Source organism: Candidatus Obscuribacterales bacterium (assembly GCA_036703605.1).
Classification (GTDB): Bacteria; Cyanobacteriota; Cyanobacteriia; order RECH01; family RECH01; genus RECH01.
On record DATNRH010001118.1, the window covers coordinates 1 to 21562 of the forward strand.

Consider the following 21562-nt stretch of genomic DNA (forward strand, 5'->3'; position numbering starts at 1 on the left):
CAAAGTTTTATGAAATTGTTGCCAGGCTGTGACCATCGGCAATAAAACTTAAAAACCAAAATGACCGGAGACCCCCAAACCAGTAGTACGCTGTAAACAACGCTGTTTTGCCCCTTGCACCGTGACATGAGCTTAGTCTCCCGACCTTTTTTATCCCGTATTATCGAGCGGCAAGGGGTAGCGTGCCGACGTTAATAATTGGACATAGCCTGAAAGGAAAACTCTCATGGTTCAACGTGGTTCAAAAGTTCGTATTCTGCGCAAAGAATCCTACTGGTATAAAGATGTAGGAACCGTTGCGTCTGTGGATCAAAGCGGCATTAAATACCCCGTTATTGTACGGTTTGACAAGGTAAACTACAGCGGTTTCAGCGGCTCCGCTGGCGGCGTGAACACCAACAACTTCTCCCTAGATGAAGTGGAAGAAGTCTCGGCACCCGCCAAGAAAAAGTAAGACCCTCTAGCACGGAAAGCCGCTAGACTAGATTTACTCTACGTTTTGCGACCTGACTGTGCCCGAGCTACCAGAAGTTGAAACAGTATGTCGGGGGCTGAATGCAGCTACTCTACATCAAACCATTGTGGGTGGGGATGTGTTGCTTGATCGCACCATTGCCCACCCATTTTGTATGGACGATTTTATTGCCGGACTCACCGGGCAGGCGATCGCCCGCTGGCATCGGCGCGGCAAGTATTTGTTAGCAGAAATCACCTCAGCAGCACCCTCAACAACCCCATCGGCCTGGTTGGGTGTGCATCTACGTATGACCGGTCAGCTCTTCTGGGTGCCACCGACCACGCCCCTAGAGAAGCATTGTCGAGTGCGGCTATGGTTTGAGGGCGATCGCGAACTGCGGTTTGTTGATCAACGCACCTTTGGGCGGATGTGGTGGGTGCCGCCAGGCATAGAACCCTCCCAGGTGATCACCGGTTTAACTCGCCTGGGCCCCGATCCCTTTACCTCTGACTTTTCAGTGGACTATGTGGCCCATTGGCTGAGCGATCGCCGCCGACCGATTAAAACTGCCTTGTTAGATCAACAGTTTGTGGCTGGCGTGGGCAATATCTATGCCGATGAGGCCCTGTTCCTCAGCGGCATCCATCCCACCACCGATAGCTCTACCCTTTCGATCGATCAATGTATAACCCTACACGCCATGATCCAGCGGGTACTGCGGGAAGGTATTGAGTCGGGCGGCACCACCATCAGCACCTTTCGAGATCTGCAAGGCGTCAACGGCAACTATGGTGGCTTAGCCTGGGTCTATGGTCGAGAAGGAGATCGCTGCCGATTGTGCGACACCGTCATCGAGCGCATCAAGCTGGCTGGGCGATCTGCCCATTTTTGCCCTGCCTGCCAACTGAAGGGGGCGATCGCAAACGACTCGCCTTAGCGTATAGTTTGGGATAAGCTTCATTCCAGTCTGAGCGTTTGAGTCCCTCTTATTGCTTACTATCTAAGCCGGTTCAGTTCCATTGCTCGTTTATGAATCTAGTCCGTTGCACACTAGTCTTTGATACCTTATGCAGGCAGGCGATCGCTCTTGTTTGTTCCCGCATTAAACCTGTAGCTCTTCGCCGTACCTCGCCATGAAATGGACTCCTTGGATAGTTCTGAGCATCGTTTCAGGCTTAACCTTAGCGGCCTGCACAACCATGCCCGACTGGCTAGAAAACTGGTCATCGAGCTTCGGAGAACAACTAGAAATCGATAGCGATTCCTCGACTGAAGACGAAACCCCTCCCGAGTCTGAGGCTGGGCGCGAACTCCCTCCAACCAAGCTAACCCTAGTGATGGTGGATGGCCAGCCCACGGAAGTAGAACTGGAACTGTTTGACCATCCAGGGTTTCCCCTGACGCTTTACACCCCCAAAGGAGAGTTTAGCCGTCTGTTTGAAACCATCGGGGATACTCAATCGGTTCAGTTTAACCAAACCCAGGACAACGGCGAACCAGACCCATCCATCTATCTCCAGATCGTTGTACCAGTTGGCGAGGTCACCGTTGATGAGCTCCGCGATCGCATCCTGGGAAACAACGGCATTCTCGCCAATCGTCGCTGGCAGATGGTCGATCGCACGCGCGTGCTCACCTACACCTGGGCCGATGAACGCATTGACTTTCAACATGCTGTAGGCGAGACCATTTATCGTGGTTCTCTCTTTTTGGGCGATCGCGATGGACAGCCCTTCTATGCCCTCACCCACTATCCTCAGGCAATCGCTCCCAGCATCAATCCCCGTCTATCAATGATTTTAGACACCATCGACAGACGCGATATCTAGACGACTTGGCTCAGCCAGCGTAGTCCTTGGGATGTTGTTGATCCTAGGCCGACCTATGGCCTCCTTGTACTAGGAGGAAATGTACTAGGAGGCGATCGCTCCTCGGCGACGCAGATACACCTTGATACCTTCTGCAATACCGTCGGCGAGCTGTTTCACGTAAGTCTCATCAATGAGATTGGTTTCATCGGTTTGAGTAGTCACATAGCCAACTTCCACTAACACCGATGGCATGGTGGTTTGGCGGAGAGTGAGGAACGTAGCCTGACGAACGCCCAAATCTTTGATGCCTACTTTTTGCAAAATTTGATCATGCACCACTCGCGCGAGCTCGCCCCCCTCATCGGAGGTGCGGTAATAGTAGGTTTCTACCCCATTCACCTCATAGCGACTGAGACTTAGGGCATTGGCGTGAATACTGATAAATACATCAGCTTTGAAATCTTCAGCTAATTTCACGCGCTCATCCGACACCACGGCTTGATCGGTCGAACGCGTTAGAGCGACGCGCACCCCGGCCTGCTGAAGCTGAAACGCGACAGACTGAGCAACGGGCAATACCAAGTCTTTTTCCTTCAGCCCACCGACCCCTACCGTGCCGGGATCTGTGCCTCCATGTCCTGGATCAAGCATCACCCTTGGAGCTGTGGGGGCTGGCACCACCGCACCACCGGGATCCGTGGGAATAACTGAACCGTCGGGATCATTGGAAATGGATGCGTCAGGCTTCACCACAAACGTCGAGGTGACGGGCTGCGATCGCTGAGCATACACAAGCGCCTGATACACCATTGCGGTAACCTCTCCCCTAGTTGCCGTTTGGTTGGGATTCAGCTCTCGCAGTTGGGGATGGTTCACCACAATTTCCTGGGCGGTGGCCGCAGCAACAGCATCGAGAGCATAGGTGGGAATGCGATCCTTATCCGTGTAGATATTCAGAAACTGGCGATCGCCTGGTTCTAACCCCAAACCACTGGCTAAGGACAGCAACACATGCAGCTTGAGCAAATTGTCCTGCGGGCGGAAGCTACCATCCCCAAACCCCGATAGCCACTTGCCCCGGTAAGCTCGCTGAATCACCCCGGCAGCCCAAAAACTACTAGGCACATCATCAAAGGTCACCACAGGGCGATCGGGTAGAGGATTAAAGGTGCCGGACAGCAGCGCCGCATATTCCGCCCGAGTCATCAACGCATTAGGACGAAAGGTGCCATCCACAAAACCACGGATGAACCCCTGACTGGCCAAGCCACGGATGAAGGGCGCTGCCCAATGCCCATCAATATCGGAGAAAGACGGCATTTCCAACGCCGGTTCCACAATGAACGGGGAAGCGATCGCCCATCCCCGTCCGGTAATCACCAAGGCTTGATAGAGCAACGCCGAAAGCTGGGCACGGGTAATCGTTTGCATGGGATTGAACATATCCACCAAGGGGTGGTTCACAACCATGCGCTTCTGGGTGGCCGTGGCCACGGCCACCGCCGCCTGGCTGGGAATCTGGTTGCGATCGCGATAGACCTGCAGAGAATTGGGGGTGCCGCCCGTTAAATCTAACCCTTTCACCAACGACTCAATCACCTGAACGCGGCTCATGGTTTGATTGGGTCGGAAGGTACCATCCGCAAATCCTGACAGGAACCCCATGGTTTGGGCTTTAGCGATCGCCCCCACCGCCCAGAAATTGGATGGCACGTCGGAAAACGAAGCTGGCGCAACCGTATCAGGCAGGGGAAACGCCTGGGAGACAAAGGTGGCATACTGGGCGCGGGTCACGGTGAGTTCAGGGCGAAAGGTGCCATCGGTAAAGCCACTAACAATGCCCCGACGCACCAAGCCGCGAATAAAGTGTTCTGCCCAATAGCCCTGAATATCCGTCAGCGTCACATCCGTTGTGGATGCGGTGGCGGGCGGTGCAGGCACTGGCGCTGGCGGCACTGGTGCGGGCGCTGGCGGAACCACCACCGGCTCTGCCCGGACTTGTAGCGAACTAGGCGTGGGCGTCGGCAGGGTTGCCCCAGGAGCCATGGCCGCAAATTCAACCGTTCCTGTAGTGCGATTCAGGTTGATTTGATTGCCCACCGACACAGCTTTTGCCGTACTTTCGTTCACCACATCAGCTTGAATATTGCCATCAAAAACATTGCCGCCCGGCGACAGGCCCCGTCCTAGATCCGGCTGAGCCGTATCGCGAATTAGCAAGCCAATGCGGGTATTGCGGGCAATCCAGTTATTGCGCAACACGGGCCGGGCCGATCGCGAGAGGACAATGCCTGAATGATTTTCCAAAATCTGGTTGTCTGCCAAGAGGGGCGCGGCTTGGTCGCTAATCGCAATGCCATAGCCGGTCTGCTGGAAGATATTGTGGCGTAGTTCTCCCTTAGCGTTGCGCACAATGGAGATCCCGCTGGCGGCATTACGCCGAAATAGATTGTTGACCAGCTCCGGCGTCGCGCTGCCGGTGACAAACACACCCTCCCGCCCGCAGTCTAAAAAAGTACAGTGGGCGATCGCGGGTTGACCAGACTCAATCCAAACGCCAGTACCGCGCGCATTGGGGTTAGTGACACTCAACCCCACCAGCCGCACCCCATCTGCTGGCACCAATGCCACATTCTGCTGCCCAAAGGAGGCGCTGCTAAACAGGCCTCCGCCAGAAACGATCACCGCCTGCCCCCGATTACTCTCCTCGCCCATGAGCGTCACCCCCTCCGGAATTTGGATAGGGAATGTCTCACCAGAAGCCGTGCTGTAGGTACCTGGATTCAAGTAAATGGTGCTGCCTTTGGGAGCCCGCTGCAAGGCAAAGGTCAGCGTTTTGTAAGGATTGGCGCGATCGCCCGTCGCATTATTGTTGCCGCGTTCTGGATGAACATACCGCTGTACAGAAGTTGGGGCAGACTGAACCATGGATGCTTCTCCCTAAACAAAAGCCGCGAGTGAGAATGGAGGCCGGCACTGTGACATAACGTTCAACTCAGGCCGGGGGGGATCTTGATTCTACGTCCTGGATAACCCGATGACCGTGAACACCTAGTGCCCCTCAACAGTTTAAGGCTGATTGTTGAGAACAAGACAGGGGGCCAACATTCCTAACCCACCCCACACACACCAGAAACCACCCAGATCAGCCCAGATCAGCCGACAATAGTATGATGAACAGGCAGCCTCGGCTATCCGGGCGATCGCTCTCCCCATGCTTTCCATAGAACGCCCATGGTCACCACCGTCTTAATCTTAAATGTCTTGATTGCCATCGTCTGTTGGTATGTCGCCTGGCAAGTTTGGAGCCTGCGGCGCACCTTGGCGAATGTAGCCGATGCGCTCTTGTCAGCAGAGCAAAGTACCTACGATGTTTTGCACGGAGCACCGGAAGCGATCATCACCGCGCAGAAAGGTACCCACCAACTTCGGCAAAGCTACGAACGGCTGAACCAGCAGGTGGCACGCTTGCAGCAGATTTTATCACTCGTTGCCGTGGGTCAACTGGCCTGGCGGCGGCTGCGCTACCCATCCAGTCGTCGTCGCACGCGATCGCCCCGTACCCGTTAAAGTTCAAGGGCAGGTCTGATGTCCTAATGGAGAATCTCCACAGTCCCCATGACGGCTGGCCTAGAAATTCCACAAACTCGCTACATATTGAGGTATCTTAGGGGCAAGTTGAGGCACATCAACATTAGGCATAGGTTGCCATCGATGGCCAACGTCCAGGCTTCTGTTTAATGTTAATGCGGTGCAGCAGAGGAAGAAAAACGCATGGTAGAAAAGCGATCGGGTTCGTCCGGAGCATTTGTAGGCGGGCTGCTGATTGGGGCAGCCGTTGGAGCCATTACTGGGCTATTGGTAGCCCCTAAGACTGGGCGGGAAACTCGTCAGCTTTTGAAAAAATCAGCGAGTGCCCTACCGGATATTGCCGAAGATTTGTCCACCACCGTCCAGCTACAGGCCGATCGCCTCTCAGAATCTGCCCTGCGCAACTGGGATGGAACCTTAACGCGTCTTAAGGATGCGATCGCGGCAGGGGTGGAGGCTAGTCAGCGCGATCGCCAAACGGCTCTCGACCGTGGCGACGATCCCAGATCTGAGGTCAGCCCCAAGTCCCACGACTCCAGTTTGACGTAATACCTGTGATAGATCCTGTATTTTGGCTGGGGGTATCCATTCTGCTGGTGGCTGTGAGTTTGGCCGCCGTCTTGGTTGCGATGATACCAACCTTGAAAGAACTGGCGCGGGCGGCGCGCAGTGCCGAAAAGCTGTTTGATACCCTAAGCCGTGAACTCCCCCCCACCCTCGAATCCATTCGCCTGACGGGGCTGGAGATTAGTGAGCTAACGGATGATGTGAACGACGGCGTTCAAAGCGCCAAGCGGGTGGTGCAGCAAGTGGATCAAGGCATCGGCGGGGCTCGGAAGCAGGTGCAGCGGGCCCAGTCATCAACGCGCAGCATCGTGATCGGGGTGACGGCGGCATGGCGGACTCTGCGGCGTCAACCATCTCGGCGATCGCTCGATCGCTTACCGGCTAGCAGCAGCCAACCCTTGGACGATCGATTGAACCCATCTCCCCAGACCGAGGATCGCCGTAACAATGATGGCGATCGCATCCAAAATCGCGAGTATTGGGCAACACCTTCGGATACCGACAGACGCGGGGAGTAACGCCTCATCCCGACAGCTCACGAATCGCGGGGTGGTGAAGAGGGCGATCGCCATTGCAGAAACAGCTTGTAGCCGCCTAATCCCAACAGCAGCAGCAGCGCTAGCTTCACCACGAAGGAAATCAGTTCCAGGACAATACTTAGAACCGTGAGAATTACGGCGATCGCCCCTAGTCCCACCATCCATTTGCTGCCGTCGGACAACCGCCCAAACCAGCGCAAGAGCTGATTGATCAGATACCCCACTCGGGTAGACGACTCAATCAACACTTGAACCGGCTCAGCATCGCTGGGGGCATGATACTCAGCCCCAGGGGACGATGCCCCTAGATTGGGTTGGGGAGAAGGGGAGGAAGGAGTCATGGAAAAGGCGCAGACCGCCGCGCAGTGACAATCTAAGATACATACAGCGATGAGCTGAGGGCATCCGCCATCCAGGGATGAAACACCCAGCCCATCGGATTCAAGATAAAGGTAATTGTCCTAGGGGTAGAGACCGCAGGGGGTCTAGACGATAGCCTACAGGATGATCGATCGGCAGGTTCAATTAGCAGATCCGATCGGCAAACCTGATCGGCAGACCGCCCCTAGGAACATCCCTACCAGCAGGGTAACGCCCCTAAGCTGTCCAGGCCGTGCGAATGGCTTCAATGCGAGTACGATTGACCCCCAGATCAGACTGCCCCAAACGGGACGCCGATCGCACATGGATAATGCCCGTGCCTGGTTCTGCATAAAACTCTACATCATCCACAAACCCCATGAGGGCGCTAGTGAACTCAGCGTAGAGATAGGTATCCGATTCGTCGATAATCTCCGTGCGCTCCATGCCTTGAATCATGCCTTTCAAGGAGGCGATCGCCTCCCCAGGGGTGGAGCGATAGGTGAGGGGCGCGATCGCATGTTCTGCATCAGCGGCATCAGCTTGGCTGCTCACACAGTTGGGGGATGCGGGACAAGCCGCTAATTTGCCGTCCTTTACACCCAGATTGGTAGGACGCTGACCGGAAAAATGAAACAAGGGTTGACCTCCTGATGAAACCTCAGCCACTGGCACGGTTGCGATCGCGGCGGCAGGTGCTGCCCAAGATCCCACACTCCCAATCGCCAGCAGCACAATACAAGCGGTGATCAGAATTCGTATAACCATGACGGGCCTACTACGTACATTTCCCTTCATGTTACTTAATATTGTCCCCACTGCACCCCATCTCTCCCAAGACTAGGAGCGATCGCCCACCGCATCGATATCAAAAGCGTCCCACATCCATCCCACTGAGGATAGGTAGTCTGACTGTTAGGTTTTCCTACGGGCACACAACCGACGGATTGTCCGTCTATAATAGTAAGACCGGGGAAACCTTGCCTCCAGACCATGGAGCGTGACGTATTCACCGGAAATCAACGCGGGGCTGTAATGGTTTCGACGTTTTAGTGAACACTACTTTGTGATTCAGGCCGAGAGCGAGTCCACTCTCGTAAATCAAGACTCAAAAAAAAAGTAAATGCGAACAACATCGTACCTTTTGCTCGTAAAGCGGCACCTGTTGCTGCCTAATAACGCCTCTTAACCGGCTCGAGCGTCTGCAGTGTGACTCCGTTAAGGGCTGTGGACAAAAACCAACGGATGCTCTAGTGGGCTGCCTCTGGTCAACCACTAGCTAAGACTTTACCAGAGCATCCTACCGTCCGGGATAATGGACGGTTCCCGCTTCAAGGGTTAGAGAAGCTACGCCTGTGAACGAGTGAAGTACCAATAGCTGAGGCGGACACGGGTTCGACTCCCGTCAGCTCCATTTCAATCCAAACCTCCAGACAAGACCTCCAAATGAGCGATCCTAATCCTAGGGTCGCTTTTTTGATCGGGGCGATCGACATATCCGCCGTAGTTCCATCACTTCGTCCTCCGATAGATCCCGCCATTGGCCTGGCTCCAGGCCGTCCAAGCGCAGGTGGGCGATCGCTCGGCGTACCAACCGCAGGGTGGGATGGCCCACCGCCGCCGTCATCCGCCGCACTTGGCGATTACGCCCCTCGGTTAAAGTCAACTCTAGCCAAGCCGTGGGCACGGTTTTCCGAAAGCGCACCGGTGGATCGCGAGGCGGTAGATCCGGTTCTTGCTCCAGTATCCGCACTTGGGCCGGCCGGGTGCGATCGCCCTTAATCACCACCCCCTGCCGCAGGTGCTCTAGGGCAGCCTCATCGGGACATCGTTCCACCTGTACCCAGTAGGTGCGGGGATGGGCAAACACCGGATCGGTCAAGCGATGCTGCAGCCAGCCATCGTTGGTCAGCAGCAACAGTCCTTCACTATCCCGATCCAGCCGACCAGCAGCATAGACTCCTGGCACGTCAATATAGGCTTTCAGGGTGTCTCGGAGCGCCTCGGTGCGATCGCTAAACTGCGTTAGCACAGCATAGGGTTTGTAAAACAAAAGATAGCGGTGGGAATGGGGCATAGAGCGATCGCCATGAACAACCTAGTCCCCGTATGTTAAGACATATGTCGGTTCATCTAAAAAAAGGTTGAGTTCGCTCAGGTCAACGGCAAACAACCCTTAACCTAGGAGTTTAAGGAGTACGAAGTTAGACCGCCATGAACATGGAAAAGTATCGCGTTGCCTGCACCCTGTCCTTCGGGGATATCTACGGTCAGATTATTGTTTGGCTGATCGTTATTTTCCTCAGCCTTGCTACCGCCCTCGCCCTCATGGGCGCTAGCCGTCCCATTTATGCCCTCGCTACAGTGGGCTTGATTTTGGTGCTGTCGTTGCCCTTTCTGCTCTTTGCCTTCGTCACCACCCTCCTCAATCACATTGAATTTACGGCGGTCGAACCCGAGACAGAATCTAGTTCTGACAGCCAGCCCATCAGCACCCAAAATCCCCAAGTGGCTAGCTAGTTATCTAGTTGTCATTAACCCAGGCGATCGCTTTCCCAGATGCCGATCATCTCAAGAGTTCTAAAGAGTTCCCTGCATTTTGGCGGGGAACTCACCGATCTGCGCCAGGATAGAAGCGCCCAACCCACAATCCTCGACCATGATTGAGCATGATGTTCTGATCATCGGCGGTGGCCTAGCCGGCTGCCGTGCCGCCGTTGAAATTGCCCGCACCAATCCCGCCATCTCCATCGGCGTTATTGCCAAAACCCATCCCATTCGCTCCCACTCCGTGGCTGCCCAAGGAGGAATCGCTGCCACCCTCAATAATGTGGACGCCACGGACACCTGGGAAGCCCACGCCTTCGATACCGTCAAAGGCTCCGATTACCTTGCCGATCAAGACGCGGTGGAGATTTTGACCCGCGAGGCTCCCGGTGTGGTGATTGATCTCGAACATATGGGCGTGCTGTTTTCCCGATTGCCCGATGGACGCATTGCCCAACGGGCCTTTGGTGGCCATACCCATCAACGTACCTGCTACGCCGCTGACAAAACTGGCCACGCTATTTTGCACGAACTAGTCAGCAATCTACGTCGCTATGGGGTCACCATCTACGACGAGTGGTATGTGATGCGCCTGATTGTGGAAGAGGGGCAGGCAAAGGGACTGGTGATGTATCGCCTAGTGGACGGGCATATTGAAGTGGCCCGAGCCAAGGCGGTCATGGTGGCCACCGGTGGCTATGGACGCGCCTACAACACCACCTCCAATGACTTCGCCTCCACTGGAGACGGTTTAGCCATGGCGGCGGCGGCGGGTATTCCGCTGCAAGATATGGAATTTGTGCAGTTTCATCCCACCGGTCTCTATCCCGCTGGGGTGCTGATCTCCGAAGCCGTGCGGGGGGAAGGGGCCTATCTGATCAACAGTGAGGGCGATCGCTTTATGGCTACCTACGCCCCCAGCAAGATGGAGCTAGCGCCCCGAGACATCACCTCCCGCGCCATTACCAAGGAACTGCGCGCAGGTCGCGGCATTCACCTCGATGGCAGTGCTGGCGGCCCCTTCGTCTATCTCGATCTACGGCACATGGGCCAGGACAAGATCATGAGCCGCGTGCCCTTTTGCTGGGAAGAGGCCCATCGCCTCGCTGGTGTGGATGCTGTCCATGAACCGATTCCCATTCGCCCTACCGTGCATTACTCCATGGGCGGTATTCCCGTGAACACCGATGGCCAGGTGCGCAGCGGCCCTGATGGCCTCGTAGACGGTCTCTTCTCCGCTGGCGAAACAGCCTGTGTATCCGTTCACGGGGCCAATCGCTTAGGCAGCAACTCCCTGCTCGAATGCGTGGTCTATGGACGACGGACAGGAGCAGCGATCGCCCGTTATGTCAGCGATCGCAAACTGCCGGAGGTACAAGAAGGTCGCTACGTCATCGAAGCTCAGCAGCAGGTGAACACCCTCATTAATCAATCCGGCGACTACCGGATTGCCGAGGTACGCCAAGCCTTTCAAGACTGCATGACCGATCACTGTGGCGTCTTCCGCACCGCCGATACTATGCAGCAAGGTTTAGAACAACTGCAGCAGATCCAAGAGCGGGCCCAGCGCATTTACCTTGACGACAAGCAAGCCCTTTGGAATACCGAGATCACCGAAGCCCTAGAGCTACGCAGTCTGCTCACCGTTGGGCAGATTATTCTAGAATCTGCTCTGCAACGCCGAGAAAGCCGAGGGGCCCATTGCCGTGAAGACTTCCCCGATCGCAACGATGCCGACTTCCTGCAACACACCCTGGCCTACTACTCCCCCGCTGGCGTCGACATCTCCTATCGCCCTGTGGTGATCAACCGCTTTGAACCCCAGGAACGAAAGTATTAGCCATCAGCAAGGGCTACTCCAGCGACCTCCTGGTAGTTCCAGCATCCAGTACAATCAGGGCATTGGACTGGATAACCACAGTGGCAATTGATTTTTCTAACCCGTGGCTGATCGCCATGGCTCTCAACACGGTGCTGCTGGGCCTCGCCTGGCTAGCACCCAAAGCACTCCTCACCCCGGCGGGCCTGGTGCATGCTTGGGTTTTGGGCGTCTTAATTTGGGGTAGCTTGGGCTGGCAGGGCTATACCGTCGTCATGGTCTACTTCTTGGTGGGGTCGGCGGTGACCCGCATTGGGCTGGCCCAGAAAGAAGCAGCGGGAATTGCCGAGAAGCGATCAGGGGCACGGGGTCCAGAAAATGTCTGGGGTTCGGCCCTGATTGGTGCGCTCTGTGCCCTCGGTTTGCTGCTGCTCCCGGCGACAGACATCGAAGGGCGATCGCTCCTGCTCTTGGGCTATGTCGCCAGTTTTGCCACCAAGCTCTCCGACACCACGGCTAGTGAAGTGGGCAAGGCCTATGGAAAACGCACCTTTTTGATCACCACGCTGCAAGCCGTTCCTCGGGGCACGGAGGGCGCAGTCAGCTTGGAAGGCACCCTGGCGGGCGCAGTCGCGTCGGTGGCGATTGCCCTCGTCGGCTGGGGCGTCGGCATGATCGATCCCTTAGGCGTCGGTCTCTGTATTGTGGCGGCATTTGTTGCAACCACCGTGGAAAGTCTGATCGGTGCGACGCTGCAAGACCAGTGGGACTGGCTGACCAATGAACTGGTGAACGTGATCAACACCTTAGTCGGGGCGATCGCTGCCATGGGTCTAGCCCTATTAATCCGCCTTGTGGCAGGGGTCTAACGCAAAAAACGCCACCATGAGCATTCGCATTTACGGCAATCGTCAACTCAAAACCCTGCCAGGTCTAGCAACTCGCCCCACCCCGTCCCGCGTTCGGCAGGCCCTGTTCAACATTTGGCAGGGAAACATCACAGGCTGTCGCTGGCTGGATCTTTGTGCTGGTAGCGGAGCCATGGGAGCTGAGGCCCTATGTCGCGGTGCGGCAGAGGCGATCGCCATTGACCAATCCGCTCCGGCCTGCCGGATTGTGCAGCAGAACTGGCAGCAGGTGGTGCAGCCCCATCAGAAGATTCAGGTGCGGCGCGGTGGGGTGCTCCAGCAATTGGCAACCCTGTCCGGTAGCTTCGACCGCATTTACTTTGATCCGCCTTATCACGGCGAGTTGTATCAACCCGTACTAGAAGCGATCGCCCGCCGACAGTTACTGGCCCCAGGCGGTGAACTCGCCGCCGAGCATGATCCTCAGCAGCCACTCCCCGATCGCATCCCCAGCCAGACCTCAAGCGGACTCGTCGCCGTACGCCATAAGCAGTATGGCAACACCGCCCTCACGTTTTATGGCAACGCCTAAGCCCTGCTAACACAAAACCTCCCAAGATCCCAGAGAACTTGAGAGGTTTACTATCGATCGACAGCCTAGGATCTATGCGGATCCTGGCCGTCCTACCATCGTAGATTCAGACTATAGGTCGAATTCGTTGCCGCGGCGGTACTGGAAATAGGCTGCAACAAACAGGCCTAGCAGGGTCACCGGCACTAATCCCAACACAATTCCAGACAATAGAGGCTCTACCACAATTCAACTCCTTCGATCTCAACGGTTTTATTTAATCTTAGTGCTACCCGTGCCTTAGGGCAGAGTTTTTGCCCACAGTCTGCCTACAGAGCAACCATCCGCGTGGGTTGAGAACGGCTGTTTGTGGCAACGTTACTTGGGGCATCACAACATTTCTTACCATTCTTATCATACTGGGCAGGGGTACAAAGTTAAAGGAGCGATCGCCCCGTGGTCACATCAGTCCTAGCATCCCCGACGCGATCGCCCCCTCATGACCGAAAATGACCCTCTTCACCTCTGCTTAAGCTTTGCAAGATCGAATTAAGTTAATTAAACTTATGTATGCGACAAATACATGATCCGGGTTCACGCGTCGCCAGCAATGTTACAGCCAAGTTTTACGTTTCATAAACCGTTTTCATCACCCATGTTCAATAGCTGCGGCTACTTTGAGTTGTGACTAGAGATTTACTGAACGCGCCAGATCAAAAGCAGCCTTTACAAGAACGAGCCATGCTGCACATGGCTCTCGCCGCATTTTTTGTGTTACTTGCCCTGCTCATTGGCATTCTAGTAACCTATCAGATTTGGTATTCTGATCCCTACGTCCAGCAAGTTTTATCCCTAGACGGCGATCCGGTGCGCGGCCATGCTATTTTTCAGATGAACTGCTCAAGCTGCCACGGGCTCTACGCCAATGGGCTTGTAGGCCCCAGCCTCCAAAATGTGGCCAATCACAAATCACGGGTGAGCCTCATCCATCAGGTAACCAGTGGGCAAACGCCGCCCATGCCTCAGTTCCAGCCTAGCCCTCAAGAAATGGCAGATTTGTTGAAGTACCTCGAAAGCCTCTAGTACAACCATCTCTATCTGCACGCTGTACTGCGTTGACTAAAACCCTTAACAATCGGTGGAATCAGCGGCGATCGCTGTGGTGGGCCGCTCTCTTGGCTGGGGCGATCGTTCTTTTGTGCGTGGGCGCGATCCTCAGACTGGAAGCACAGCCCAGTCCAGAGTTGGCCCAGCGGCTGACCATGAGTTTTCCCAACGAGCCCAAAACCTTCAATGTTGCCCTGAATGAAGAATCCCCCAATATCTTTGACGGCGTTACCTATGCGAGCTTGCTGCGCCAGAATGGCTTAACGGGGGAACTCCTGCCCAACTTGGCGGAATCGTGGCAGGTGAGTGAGGATGGCCAGCGGATTGTTTTCACCCTACGTCCCGCCATGCAGTGGTCGGATGGACAGCCGTTGACCATCGATGACGTGGTGTTTACCTTCAACGATGTCTGCTTCAACCCAGCAGTGCCCACGCTGCTGCGGGATAGTCTGCGCATTGGCGAATCCGGCGCATTGCCGACTGTCCAAAAGGTGGGCGATCGCCAAGTTGAAGTCATATCTCCCGAACCCTTTGCACCACTATTGCGCAATATGGGCGGGGTTCCCATCATGCCCCGCCATGCCTTGGCAGCGTCGCTAGAAGCGATCGATGGTCAGCCGCTACCCTTGCTATCGCTGTGGGGTACCGATACACCAGCGGAGCAAATTGTCAGCAGTGGCCCCTTTCGCATGGTTCAGTACATCCCAGGTCAGCGGTTGGTGTTCGAACAAAATCCTGGCTATTGGGCCTGGAACGATGCCACCACCAGTCCACAACCGGTGCAGGAGATGGTGTGGCAAATTGTTGATTCTCCTGATACGGCCCTGATGCAGTTTCGGTCAGGGGGGCTGGATGCTGTGGGAGCATCCGCCTCAAATTTTGGCTTGCTAAAGCGGGAAGAATCTCGGGGGCAGTTCACCATCTATAACGGTGGCCCAGCCCTCTCCACCAGCTACCTGATGTTCAACCTGAATCGCGGTCAGCGGCCTGCCGGCCAGCCGTTGGTGGATCCAGTCAAGTCGGCTTGGTTTAACCAAAAAGAATTCCGGCAAGCGATCGCCCATGGCATTGACCGCCAAACCTTGATTAACAACATCTTTCAAGGGTTGGGCACCGTTCAACATGCTTCCATCGCCCTGCAAAGTCCGTTTTACCTATCCCCAGACGATGGGCTGCCCACCTACGACTATGATCCCAGTCAGGGTAGAGCTTTACTGGAATCCGTCGGGTTTACCTACGATGCGGCTGGTCAGCTCTTGGATGCTGACGGCAACCGCGTTGAGTTCACCCTGATGCATGTGGCCGGATCGGGTACCACCGATGCGATCGCCACCCAGATTCAGCGTGATCTAGGGCGATTGGGTATCCGGGTTACGCTGCAAGCCCTGTCCTTCAATGCCATCGTCGATCGGATTACCCTCAGCCTGGATTGGGAAGCGCAAATTTTAGGCACCACCAACAGCCTAGAGCCCCACTTCGGCATCAGTGCATGGTCGCCCGATGGTCGCCTTCATGACTTCAATCTCCGCCCAGATGCCGATGACATCATCGGTCGGGAAGTGGCAGACTGGGAGGCAGAAATCGGCCGCCTCTATGTGCAAGCATCCCAAGCTACCGATTTTGAAACGCGCTACCAACTCTATGCTGAGGCCCAGAAGCTAGCCCAGGAGTACATACCGATCATTCACTTGGTCAATCCCCTATCTTTGGTCGCCGTGCGCGATCGCATTCAGGGAGTCCAGTTCTCCGCCATCGGTCAACTACTGTGGAATGTCCATGAACTCAGGATGCTGGAGCGATCGCCCGAACCCGAAGTAGCGAACTGATGCCCTTGGTGAAGAAGTTCTAGTGCAATCATCCTGAACAGGGTAGGATGATGTGAATATTTGTGTCGTGATAGGTTCTCAAGGATCCCCCAATGACGCTGACGAAAGATGCGGACTTGCAGCAAGGAAAATACGTGATTCGTCATGTCCTCGAAGAGGGCGATCGCAGCATCACGTATTTAGCGACCCACAGCGTTTTACAAGAAACCGTTCGTCTGCGCACCCTCACTCCACTCCCTGATGCACCCTCATCTCCCGAGGTTATGCACCGGCGCTTTTTAGACCTAGGGCGGAGACTCTACGGCTGCCATCATCCCCACCTTGTCCGGGTGATCGACTCCTTTATTGAGCAAGACCAGCCCTTCCTCGTGCTCGAACATCCCGAAGGACAAACTTTGGCAGAGGCGATCGCCCACCAGCCCCTCTCCCAAGCTGACGCCTTGCGCTACGTTCACCAAATTGGCTCCGCCCTTGCATCCCTGCATCGCCATGGCTTGCCTCACGGAGCTGTTTCCCCCCAAACTATTGTGCTGCGACCCACCACACCTCCCACAGCTCTACTAGGCAGCATCAGCCTTGGCAGCATTCAAAACGAGGAAGGCACCGCACGCTACCCATCCCCCGCCCAAGATCTCCAGGATCTAGCCCGCGTTCTCTACGCTGCCCTGACAGGACAACCGCGATCGCTAGATTCCTTGGATATGGTGCCCCTGCTCCACAACCTTCATCAGCATCAGCCCCATCTCAATTCGGCGGTCGAGCAGGCACTACTGAAGGCCCTCAAGCCAGACGAGCACAGCGACTTTTCCGGAATTGAACATTGGCTCACCCTCCTCCCCCAAGTGGTGGCCGCCCCCCAAGCGACCGCAAGCTCCGAGGTTGCAAACCCTGCAGCAGCGACAGACACAGCAGTCAATGCTCCTCCGCCAGCCCATACCCTCTCCACCGCCCCCACCCAAGTGGTAGCTCCAGCCGCTTCCTCACCTGAACCACCTCACCCAGAGGCTGATTTGACCGAACCAACCCAAGTCGTCGCGCCAGCAATATCCCAAACGACAGCAACGAACCCAACCTCTCAACCAACCTCTGCTAAATCCAAAGGGCGATCGCCCCATCCGTACAACATTCGCTGGTTTCCAATCACCGTCGGCCTCACCTCAGTTCTGGCAGCCTTAGGCGGTCTCGGGTTTGGGTTCTCCCTGAGGTTAGAAGAGCCCAATAACCCTCGCCGTAACGGTTTTTTGCTCGACCGAGAACAGGCCTTTCCACCATCAGACGAATGGCCAGGTGAGGGCATCACCGAGGCCTCTTCCTCTGATTATTTGTTTGAATCACCCACTTGGGCATCTCCAAACCAGGAACAAGATGTAGGCGAGTACTCATCTCCCAGCCCTGTGCGGGAATATATCGGTCCTGGCGATGTCGAACCCATCTATCCCACAGAGCCCATCTACCCTGCGGAGCCAAGTTACAACGAAGTACCTGAGTATGCTGAGGATAGTCCACCATCAGAGCGCCCCAAACCCAATGCTGAAGCAGTCGAGGCTCCCGTCTATTCAGATAGTCCAGAGTCAGGATTTTCGCCTGATCCAGGGCCTCCACCAGAGGTTAAACTCGATGACCTACCCAGCTATGATCCCGTCGCGGTACCGGATCCTGGATTGAGCCTGCCCTCTCCTGCAGAACCATCGGGTGTTGTACCCGGCCCCGATCCAGCCCCACTCTAGACTCCAGTGCTGCCTGAACAAGAGGCATGACGGAGCCCGTCCTTCGTCGCTAGACTAGCGTTACAGACGGCAATACATTTGCACTCATAACACGCCCCTGATCCTCGTCGCCATCCCTGGGCGTGAACGTTGTCATGGCTCAAAATCAGCTCTACATATAGGGTTTCGGCTCATTACAAAGCCTAGATATAGCCCAAGGAATCCGTTAACCTGAAGAGTATTCGGTGATCTTTTTTTTGAACAACTATGTCCTTTGTTGGCCTACATATTCACAGTGACTACAGCTTGCTCGATGGGGCTAGCCAACTGCCTCAACTGATTGATCGGGCTCTGGAGCTGGACATGCCAGCGATCGCTCTCACGGATCACGGCGTCATGTATGGGGCGATCGAGCTGTTGAAGGTCTGCAAAGGCAGGGGCATTAAGCCGATCATTGGCAATGAGATGTATGTGATCAACGGCGACATTACCAAACAGGAACGCCGTCCCAAGTATCACCAAGTAGTGCTGGCGAAAAATACCCAGGGCTACAAAAACCTGGTGAAACTCACCACGCTCTCCCATCTGGATGGCTATCAAGGCAAGGGGATCTTTGCCCGCCCCTGCATCAACAAAGATCTGCTGGAAAAACATCGAGAAGGGCTGATTGTCACCAGCGCCTGCCTAGGCGGTGAGGTACCCCAAGCAATTTTGCAAGGCAAGCCCGAGATTGCCCGCCGGGTAGCTCGCTGGTATAAAGATCTGTTTGGAGACGACTATTATCTAGAGCTGCAGGATCACGGTTCCCAGGAAGACCGGATCGTCAATGTGGAAATTGTCCGCATTGCCCGCGAGCTGGATATTCAACTGATTGCCACCAACGACTCCCACTACATCTCCTGTTTCGACGTAGAGGCCCATGATGCACTGCTCTGCATTCAAACCGGCAAGCTGATTACCGAAGACAAACGCCTGCGCTACAGCGGTACGGAATACCTGAAATCTGCCGATGAAATGCGTCGCCTGTTTCGCGATCATCTCACCGATGAGGTGATTGAGGAAGCGATCGCCAATACCGTCACGGTGGCCGACAAGGTTAGCGAATATACCGGACTCTTAGGCGAACCCCGCATCCCCAACTATGTCGTTCCCGACCATCACACGGCGGATACCTACCTAGAAGAGGTGACCTGGGACGGGCTGCTGGGGCGGCTGAACGTCCATCAGCGGACTGACGTACCGGAAGAGTATCGCGATCGCCTAGAGTATGAACTGCAAATGATGCAGCAGATGGGCTTTTCCACCTACTTCCTGGTGGTATGGGACTATATTAAATTCGCCCGCGATCGCAACATTCCCGTGGGCCCTGGCCGAGGATCGGCAGCAGGCTCCCTGGTGGCCTATGCCTTGGGCATCACCAACATTGATCCAGTCCACCATGGACTGCTATTTGAGCGCTTCCTGAATCCTGAACGGAAGTCCATGCCAGATATTGATACCGACTTCTGCATCGATCGCCGGGATGAGGTGATTCAATATGTGACCGAGAAATATGGCAGCGATCGCGTGGCCCAAATTATTACCTTCAACCGCATGACCTCCAAAGCGGTGCTCAAGGACGTGGCGCGGGTGCTGGATATTCCCTACGGGGAGAGCGATCGCATGGCCAAGCTGATTCCTGTCTCTCGGGGCAAGCCGGCCAAGCTCAAGGCGATGATTTCGGAGGAAACGCCGGCAGCGGAGTTCAAGGAAAAATACGATAGCGATGCCAAGGTCAAACGCTGGGTAGACATGGCCATGCGCATTGAAGGGATGAACAAGACCTTTGGCGTCCATGCGGCGGGGGTGGTGATCTCCTCCGAGCCTCTGGATGAAGTGGTGCCGCTGCAGCGCAATAATGACGGCGCGGTGATCACCCAGTACTACATGGAAGACATCGAGGCCATGGGGCTGCTGAAAATGGACTTTTTGGGGCTGAAAAACCTCACCATGATCCAAAAAACCGTGGACTTGGTGCAGCATACCCAGAATAAGAGCATTGATCTCGACCATTTGCCCCTTGATGATCCCAAAACCTATCAACTGCTGGCCCAGGGAGAACTAGGCGGCATCTTCCAGCTAGAATCCTCGGGAATGCGGCAGATTGTCCGCGATCTCAAGCCTTCGGGGTTGGAAGATATCTCCTCAGTACTCGCTCTCTACCGACCGGGGCCGTTAGATGCCGGTCTGATTCCCAAGTTCATCAACCGGAAGCACGGGCGAGAGGTGATCGACTATGCCCATGAAATTCTCCGCCCTATTTTGAAAGAAACCTACGGCATCATGGTCTACCAGGAGCAGATCATGAAAATTGCCCAGGATATGGGCGGCTATTCCCTCGGGCAAGCCGACCTGCTGCGGCGGGCTATGGGTAAGAAAAAAATGTCGGAAATGCAGAAGCACCAAGCCACGTTTGTGGAAGGTGCGGAAGGCAATAAGGTAGATAAAAAAGTAGCGGAAGCTCTGTGGGATCAGATGGTGCAGTTTGCTGAATACTGCTTTAATAAATCCCACTCCACAGCCTATGGCTATGTCACCTACCAAACCGCCTACCTCAAAGCCAACTATCCGGTTGAATACATGGCGGCGCTGCTGACGGCCAACAGCGGCGATCAGGAAAAGGTGCATGGCTACATCAGCACCTGCCACAAGATGGGCATCCAGGTGGATCCCCCCAACATCAATCGTTCGGGGCTGGACTTTACGCCCTTGCAAGATCGGATTTTATTTGGGCTATCGGCGGTTCGCCATGCTGGACAGGGAGCGATCGAAAGTCTGCTAGAACAACGAGACCAGGGCGGCGAGTTTAAGTCCCTGGCAGATCTCTGCGATCGCATTGACCTACGAGCCGTCAACCGTCGAGCCATTGAGGCGTTGATTCAATCTGGAGCACTGGACTGCCTCAAGCCCAACCGTCGTCAACTGATGGACGATTTAGACCTCATCTTAGACTGGGCTCAGGCGCGGGCGAAGGATCGAGCCATTGGGCAAGGTAATTTATTTGATATGTTTGCAGAAACAGCCGACAATCCAGCGATCGACACCTTCGAATCGGCTCCTACTGCGCCCCCAGTAGACGACTATCCCCAGCAGGAAAAGCTAAAGCTAGAAAAGGAACTCATCGGCTTCTATATTTCCGACCATCCCTTGAAAGACATCCAGCAGTCGGCCAAGGTTTTAGCCCCCATCAACCTCAATCAACTGGCAGAGCGCGCATCGGCGGAAAAAGATAACGAAACCATCAGCGCCATTGTCATGCTGGTCAGCGTCAAGCCGGTGATTACCAAGAAGGGCGATCGCATGGCGATTATCCAACTGGAAGATCTTTCTGGACAGGTAGAAGGAGTCGTCTTTCCCAAATCCTTTGAGCGCATCGGTCATTTAATCGAACCTGATGCTCGCCTGATGGTGTGGGGCAAGGCCGATCGGCGCGATGACCGCCGCATTCAGCTCATCGTTGAAGACGCCGAGCCCATTGAAGCGGTACAGTTGGTGATGATCGACCTGCCGCTGGAGACCGCCAACGATATTACCCAGCGCAACCGCCTGAGGGAAATCCTCAAGCAGCAACGGGGCGCGGAAGACGATGGGGCGCGGGTATCCGTCATCGCCAGTGTGGGCGCAAACGGACAGCGGCAACTCGTGCGTTTTGGAGCCCAGTTCCGAGTCCATGATTCTCATCAGGCGGTGGCAGTCCTTACCCAAGCTGGTTTCCAAGCCCGCACCTCATCTTTGTTACCCGCAGGTCGCGCTTAGGATGGACGCTGCACCATC

19 protein-coding genes and 1 other RNA gene are annotated in these 21562 nt (G+C 55.4%); 15 read left to right on the plus strand and 5 right to left on the minus strand.

What is annotated here, in order from left to right; all coding sequences use genetic code 11:
• Window positions 1–226: 226 nt before the first annotated feature.
• From V6D20_23175 to V6D20_23185, 3 genes are all read left to right on the plus strand, one after another.
• A complete protein-coding gene (locus V6D20_23175; protein ID HEY9818681.1) occupies window positions 227–454 on the plus strand; it encodes a photosystem I reaction center subunit IV in 228 nt (75 codons plus the stop codon).
• Window positions 455–512: 58 nt separating this feature from the next.
• On the plus strand, window positions 513–1394 hold the full coding sequence (locus V6D20_23180) for a DNA-formamidopyrimidine glycosylase (protein ID HEY9818682.1): 882 nt from the start codon (window positions 513–515) through the stop codon (window positions 1392–1394).
• Window positions 1395–1590: 196 nt separating this feature from the next.
• Window positions 1591–2286: a hypothetical protein gene (locus tag V6D20_23185; GenBank protein HEY9818683.1), complete on the plus strand. Its 696-nt coding sequence runs from the start codon at window positions 1591–1593 to the stop codon at window positions 2284–2286.
• 84 nt (window positions 2287–2370) lie between these two features.
• Here V6D20_23185 and V6D20_23190 read toward each other — a convergent pair whose 3' ends face one another.
• Window positions 2371–5196: an S-layer homology domain-containing protein gene (locus V6D20_23190; GenBank protein HEY9818684.1), complete on the minus strand. Its 2826-nt coding sequence runs from the start codon at window positions 5194–5196 to the stop codon at window positions 2371–2373.
• Between the two features lie 306 nt (window positions 5197–5502).
• Here V6D20_23190 and V6D20_23195 point away from each other — a divergent pair, with 306 nt between their 5' ends.
• The 3 genes from V6D20_23195 (at window position 5503) to V6D20_23205 (ending at window position 6944) form a co-directional block, all read left to right on the plus strand.
• Entirely contained in the window at window positions 5503–5838 is a 336-nt protein-coding gene (locus V6D20_23195; GenBank protein ID HEY9818685.1) for a hypothetical protein, read from the plus strand.
• 204 nt (window positions 5839–6042) lie between these two features.
• Window positions 6043–6408, plus strand: a complete 366-nt coding sequence (locus tag V6D20_23200; protein ID HEY9818686.1) for a YtxH domain-containing protein — start codon at window positions 6043–6045, stop codon at window positions 6406–6408.
• Between the two features lie 5 nt (window positions 6409–6413).
• Window positions 6414–6944 carry a DUF948 domain-containing protein gene (locus V6D20_23205; protein ID HEY9818687.1) on the plus strand — a complete coding sequence of 177 codons (531 nt, stop codon included), beginning with the start codon at window positions 6414–6416 and terminating at the stop codon, window positions 6942–6944.
• 17 nt (window positions 6945–6961) lie between these two features.
• Here V6D20_23205 and V6D20_23210 read toward each other — a convergent pair whose 3' ends face one another.
• Window positions 6962–7306, minus strand: a complete 345-nt coding sequence (locus V6D20_23210; GenBank protein HEY9818688.1) for a hypothetical protein — start codon at window positions 7304–7306, stop codon at window positions 6962–6964.
• Between the two features lie 256 nt (window positions 7307–7562).
• Window positions 7563–8093: a DUF1499 domain-containing protein gene (locus V6D20_23215; GenBank protein ID HEY9818689.1), complete on the minus strand. Its 531-nt coding sequence runs from the start codon at window positions 8091–8093 to the stop codon at window positions 7563–7565.
• Between the two features lie 258 nt (window positions 8094–8351).
• Here V6D20_23215 and ssrA point away from each other — a divergent pair.
• Window positions 8352–8742: a transfer-messenger RNA gene (ssrA, locus tag V6D20_23220) on the plus strand.
• A 45-nt stretch (window positions 8743–8787) separates the two neighbouring features.
• Here the strand turns inward: ssrA and V6D20_23225 are convergent.
• Window positions 8788–9402 (minus strand): pseudouridine synthase, encoded by a 615-nt coding sequence (locus tag V6D20_23225; GenBank protein HEY9818690.1) that lies wholly within the window; start codon window positions 9400–9402, stop codon window positions 8788–8790.
• 137 nt (window positions 9403–9539) lie between these two features.
• On the opposite strand from V6D20_23225, the gene V6D20_23230 reads away from it, so the two are divergent.
• From V6D20_23230 to rsmD, 4 genes are all read left to right on the plus strand, one after another.
• Window positions 9540–9845 carry a hypothetical protein gene (locus V6D20_23230; protein HEY9818691.1) on the plus strand — a complete coding sequence of 102 codons (306 nt, stop codon included), beginning with the start codon at window positions 9540–9542 and terminating at the stop codon, window positions 9843–9845.
• Between the two features lie 139 nt (window positions 9846–9984).
• Complete coding sequence (locus V6D20_23235; GenBank protein ID HEY9818692.1) at window positions 9985–11712, plus strand: succinate dehydrogenase/fumarate reductase flavoprotein subunit; 1728 nt, start codon at window positions 9985–9987, stop codon at window positions 11710–11712.
• Between the two features lie 80 nt (window positions 11713–11792).
• On the plus strand, window positions 11793–12560 hold the full coding sequence (locus V6D20_23240) for a TIGR00297 family protein (GenBank protein ID HEY9818693.1): 768 nt from the start codon (window positions 11793–11795) through the stop codon (window positions 12558–12560).
• A gap of 16 nt (window positions 12561–12576) precedes the next feature.
• Window positions 12577–13131 (plus strand): 16S rRNA (guanine(966)-N(2))-methyltransferase RsmD, encoded by a 555-nt coding sequence (rsmD, locus tag V6D20_23245; GenBank protein ID HEY9818694.1) that lies wholly within the window; start codon window positions 12577–12579, stop codon window positions 13129–13131.
• A gap of 111 nt (window positions 13132–13242) precedes the next feature.
• On the opposite strand, the gene petG is transcribed toward rsmD, so the two are convergent.
• Window positions 13243–13356, minus strand: a complete 114-nt coding sequence (gene petG, locus V6D20_23250; protein ID HEY9818695.1) for a cytochrome b6-f complex subunit PetG — start codon at window positions 13354–13356, stop codon at window positions 13243–13245.
• Window positions 13357–13851: 495 nt separating this feature from the next.
• Between petG and V6D20_23255 the strand changes: the two genes are divergently transcribed.
• The 4 genes from V6D20_23255 (at window position 13852) to V6D20_23270 (ending at window position 21544) form a co-directional block, all read left to right on the plus strand.
• Entirely contained in the window at window positions 13852–14193 is a 342-nt protein-coding gene (locus tag V6D20_23255; protein HEY9818696.1) for a cytochrome c, read from the plus strand.
• Between the two features lie 32 nt (window positions 14194–14225).
• Window positions 14226–16043, plus strand: a complete 1818-nt coding sequence (locus V6D20_23260) for an ABC transporter substrate-binding protein (protein ID HEY9818697.1) — start codon at window positions 14226–14228, stop codon at window positions 16041–16043.
• Window positions 16044–16135: 92 nt separating this feature from the next.
• Entirely contained in the window at window positions 16136–17770 is a 1635-nt protein-coding gene (locus V6D20_23265) for a hypothetical protein (protein ID HEY9818698.1), read from the plus strand.
• Window positions 17771–18016: 246 nt separating this feature from the next.
• On the plus strand, window positions 18017–21544 hold the full coding sequence (locus V6D20_23270; GenBank protein ID HEY9818699.1) for a DNA polymerase III subunit alpha: 3528 nt from the start codon (window positions 18017–18019) through the stop codon (window positions 21542–21544).
• Window positions 21545–21562 lie beyond the last annotated feature (18 nt).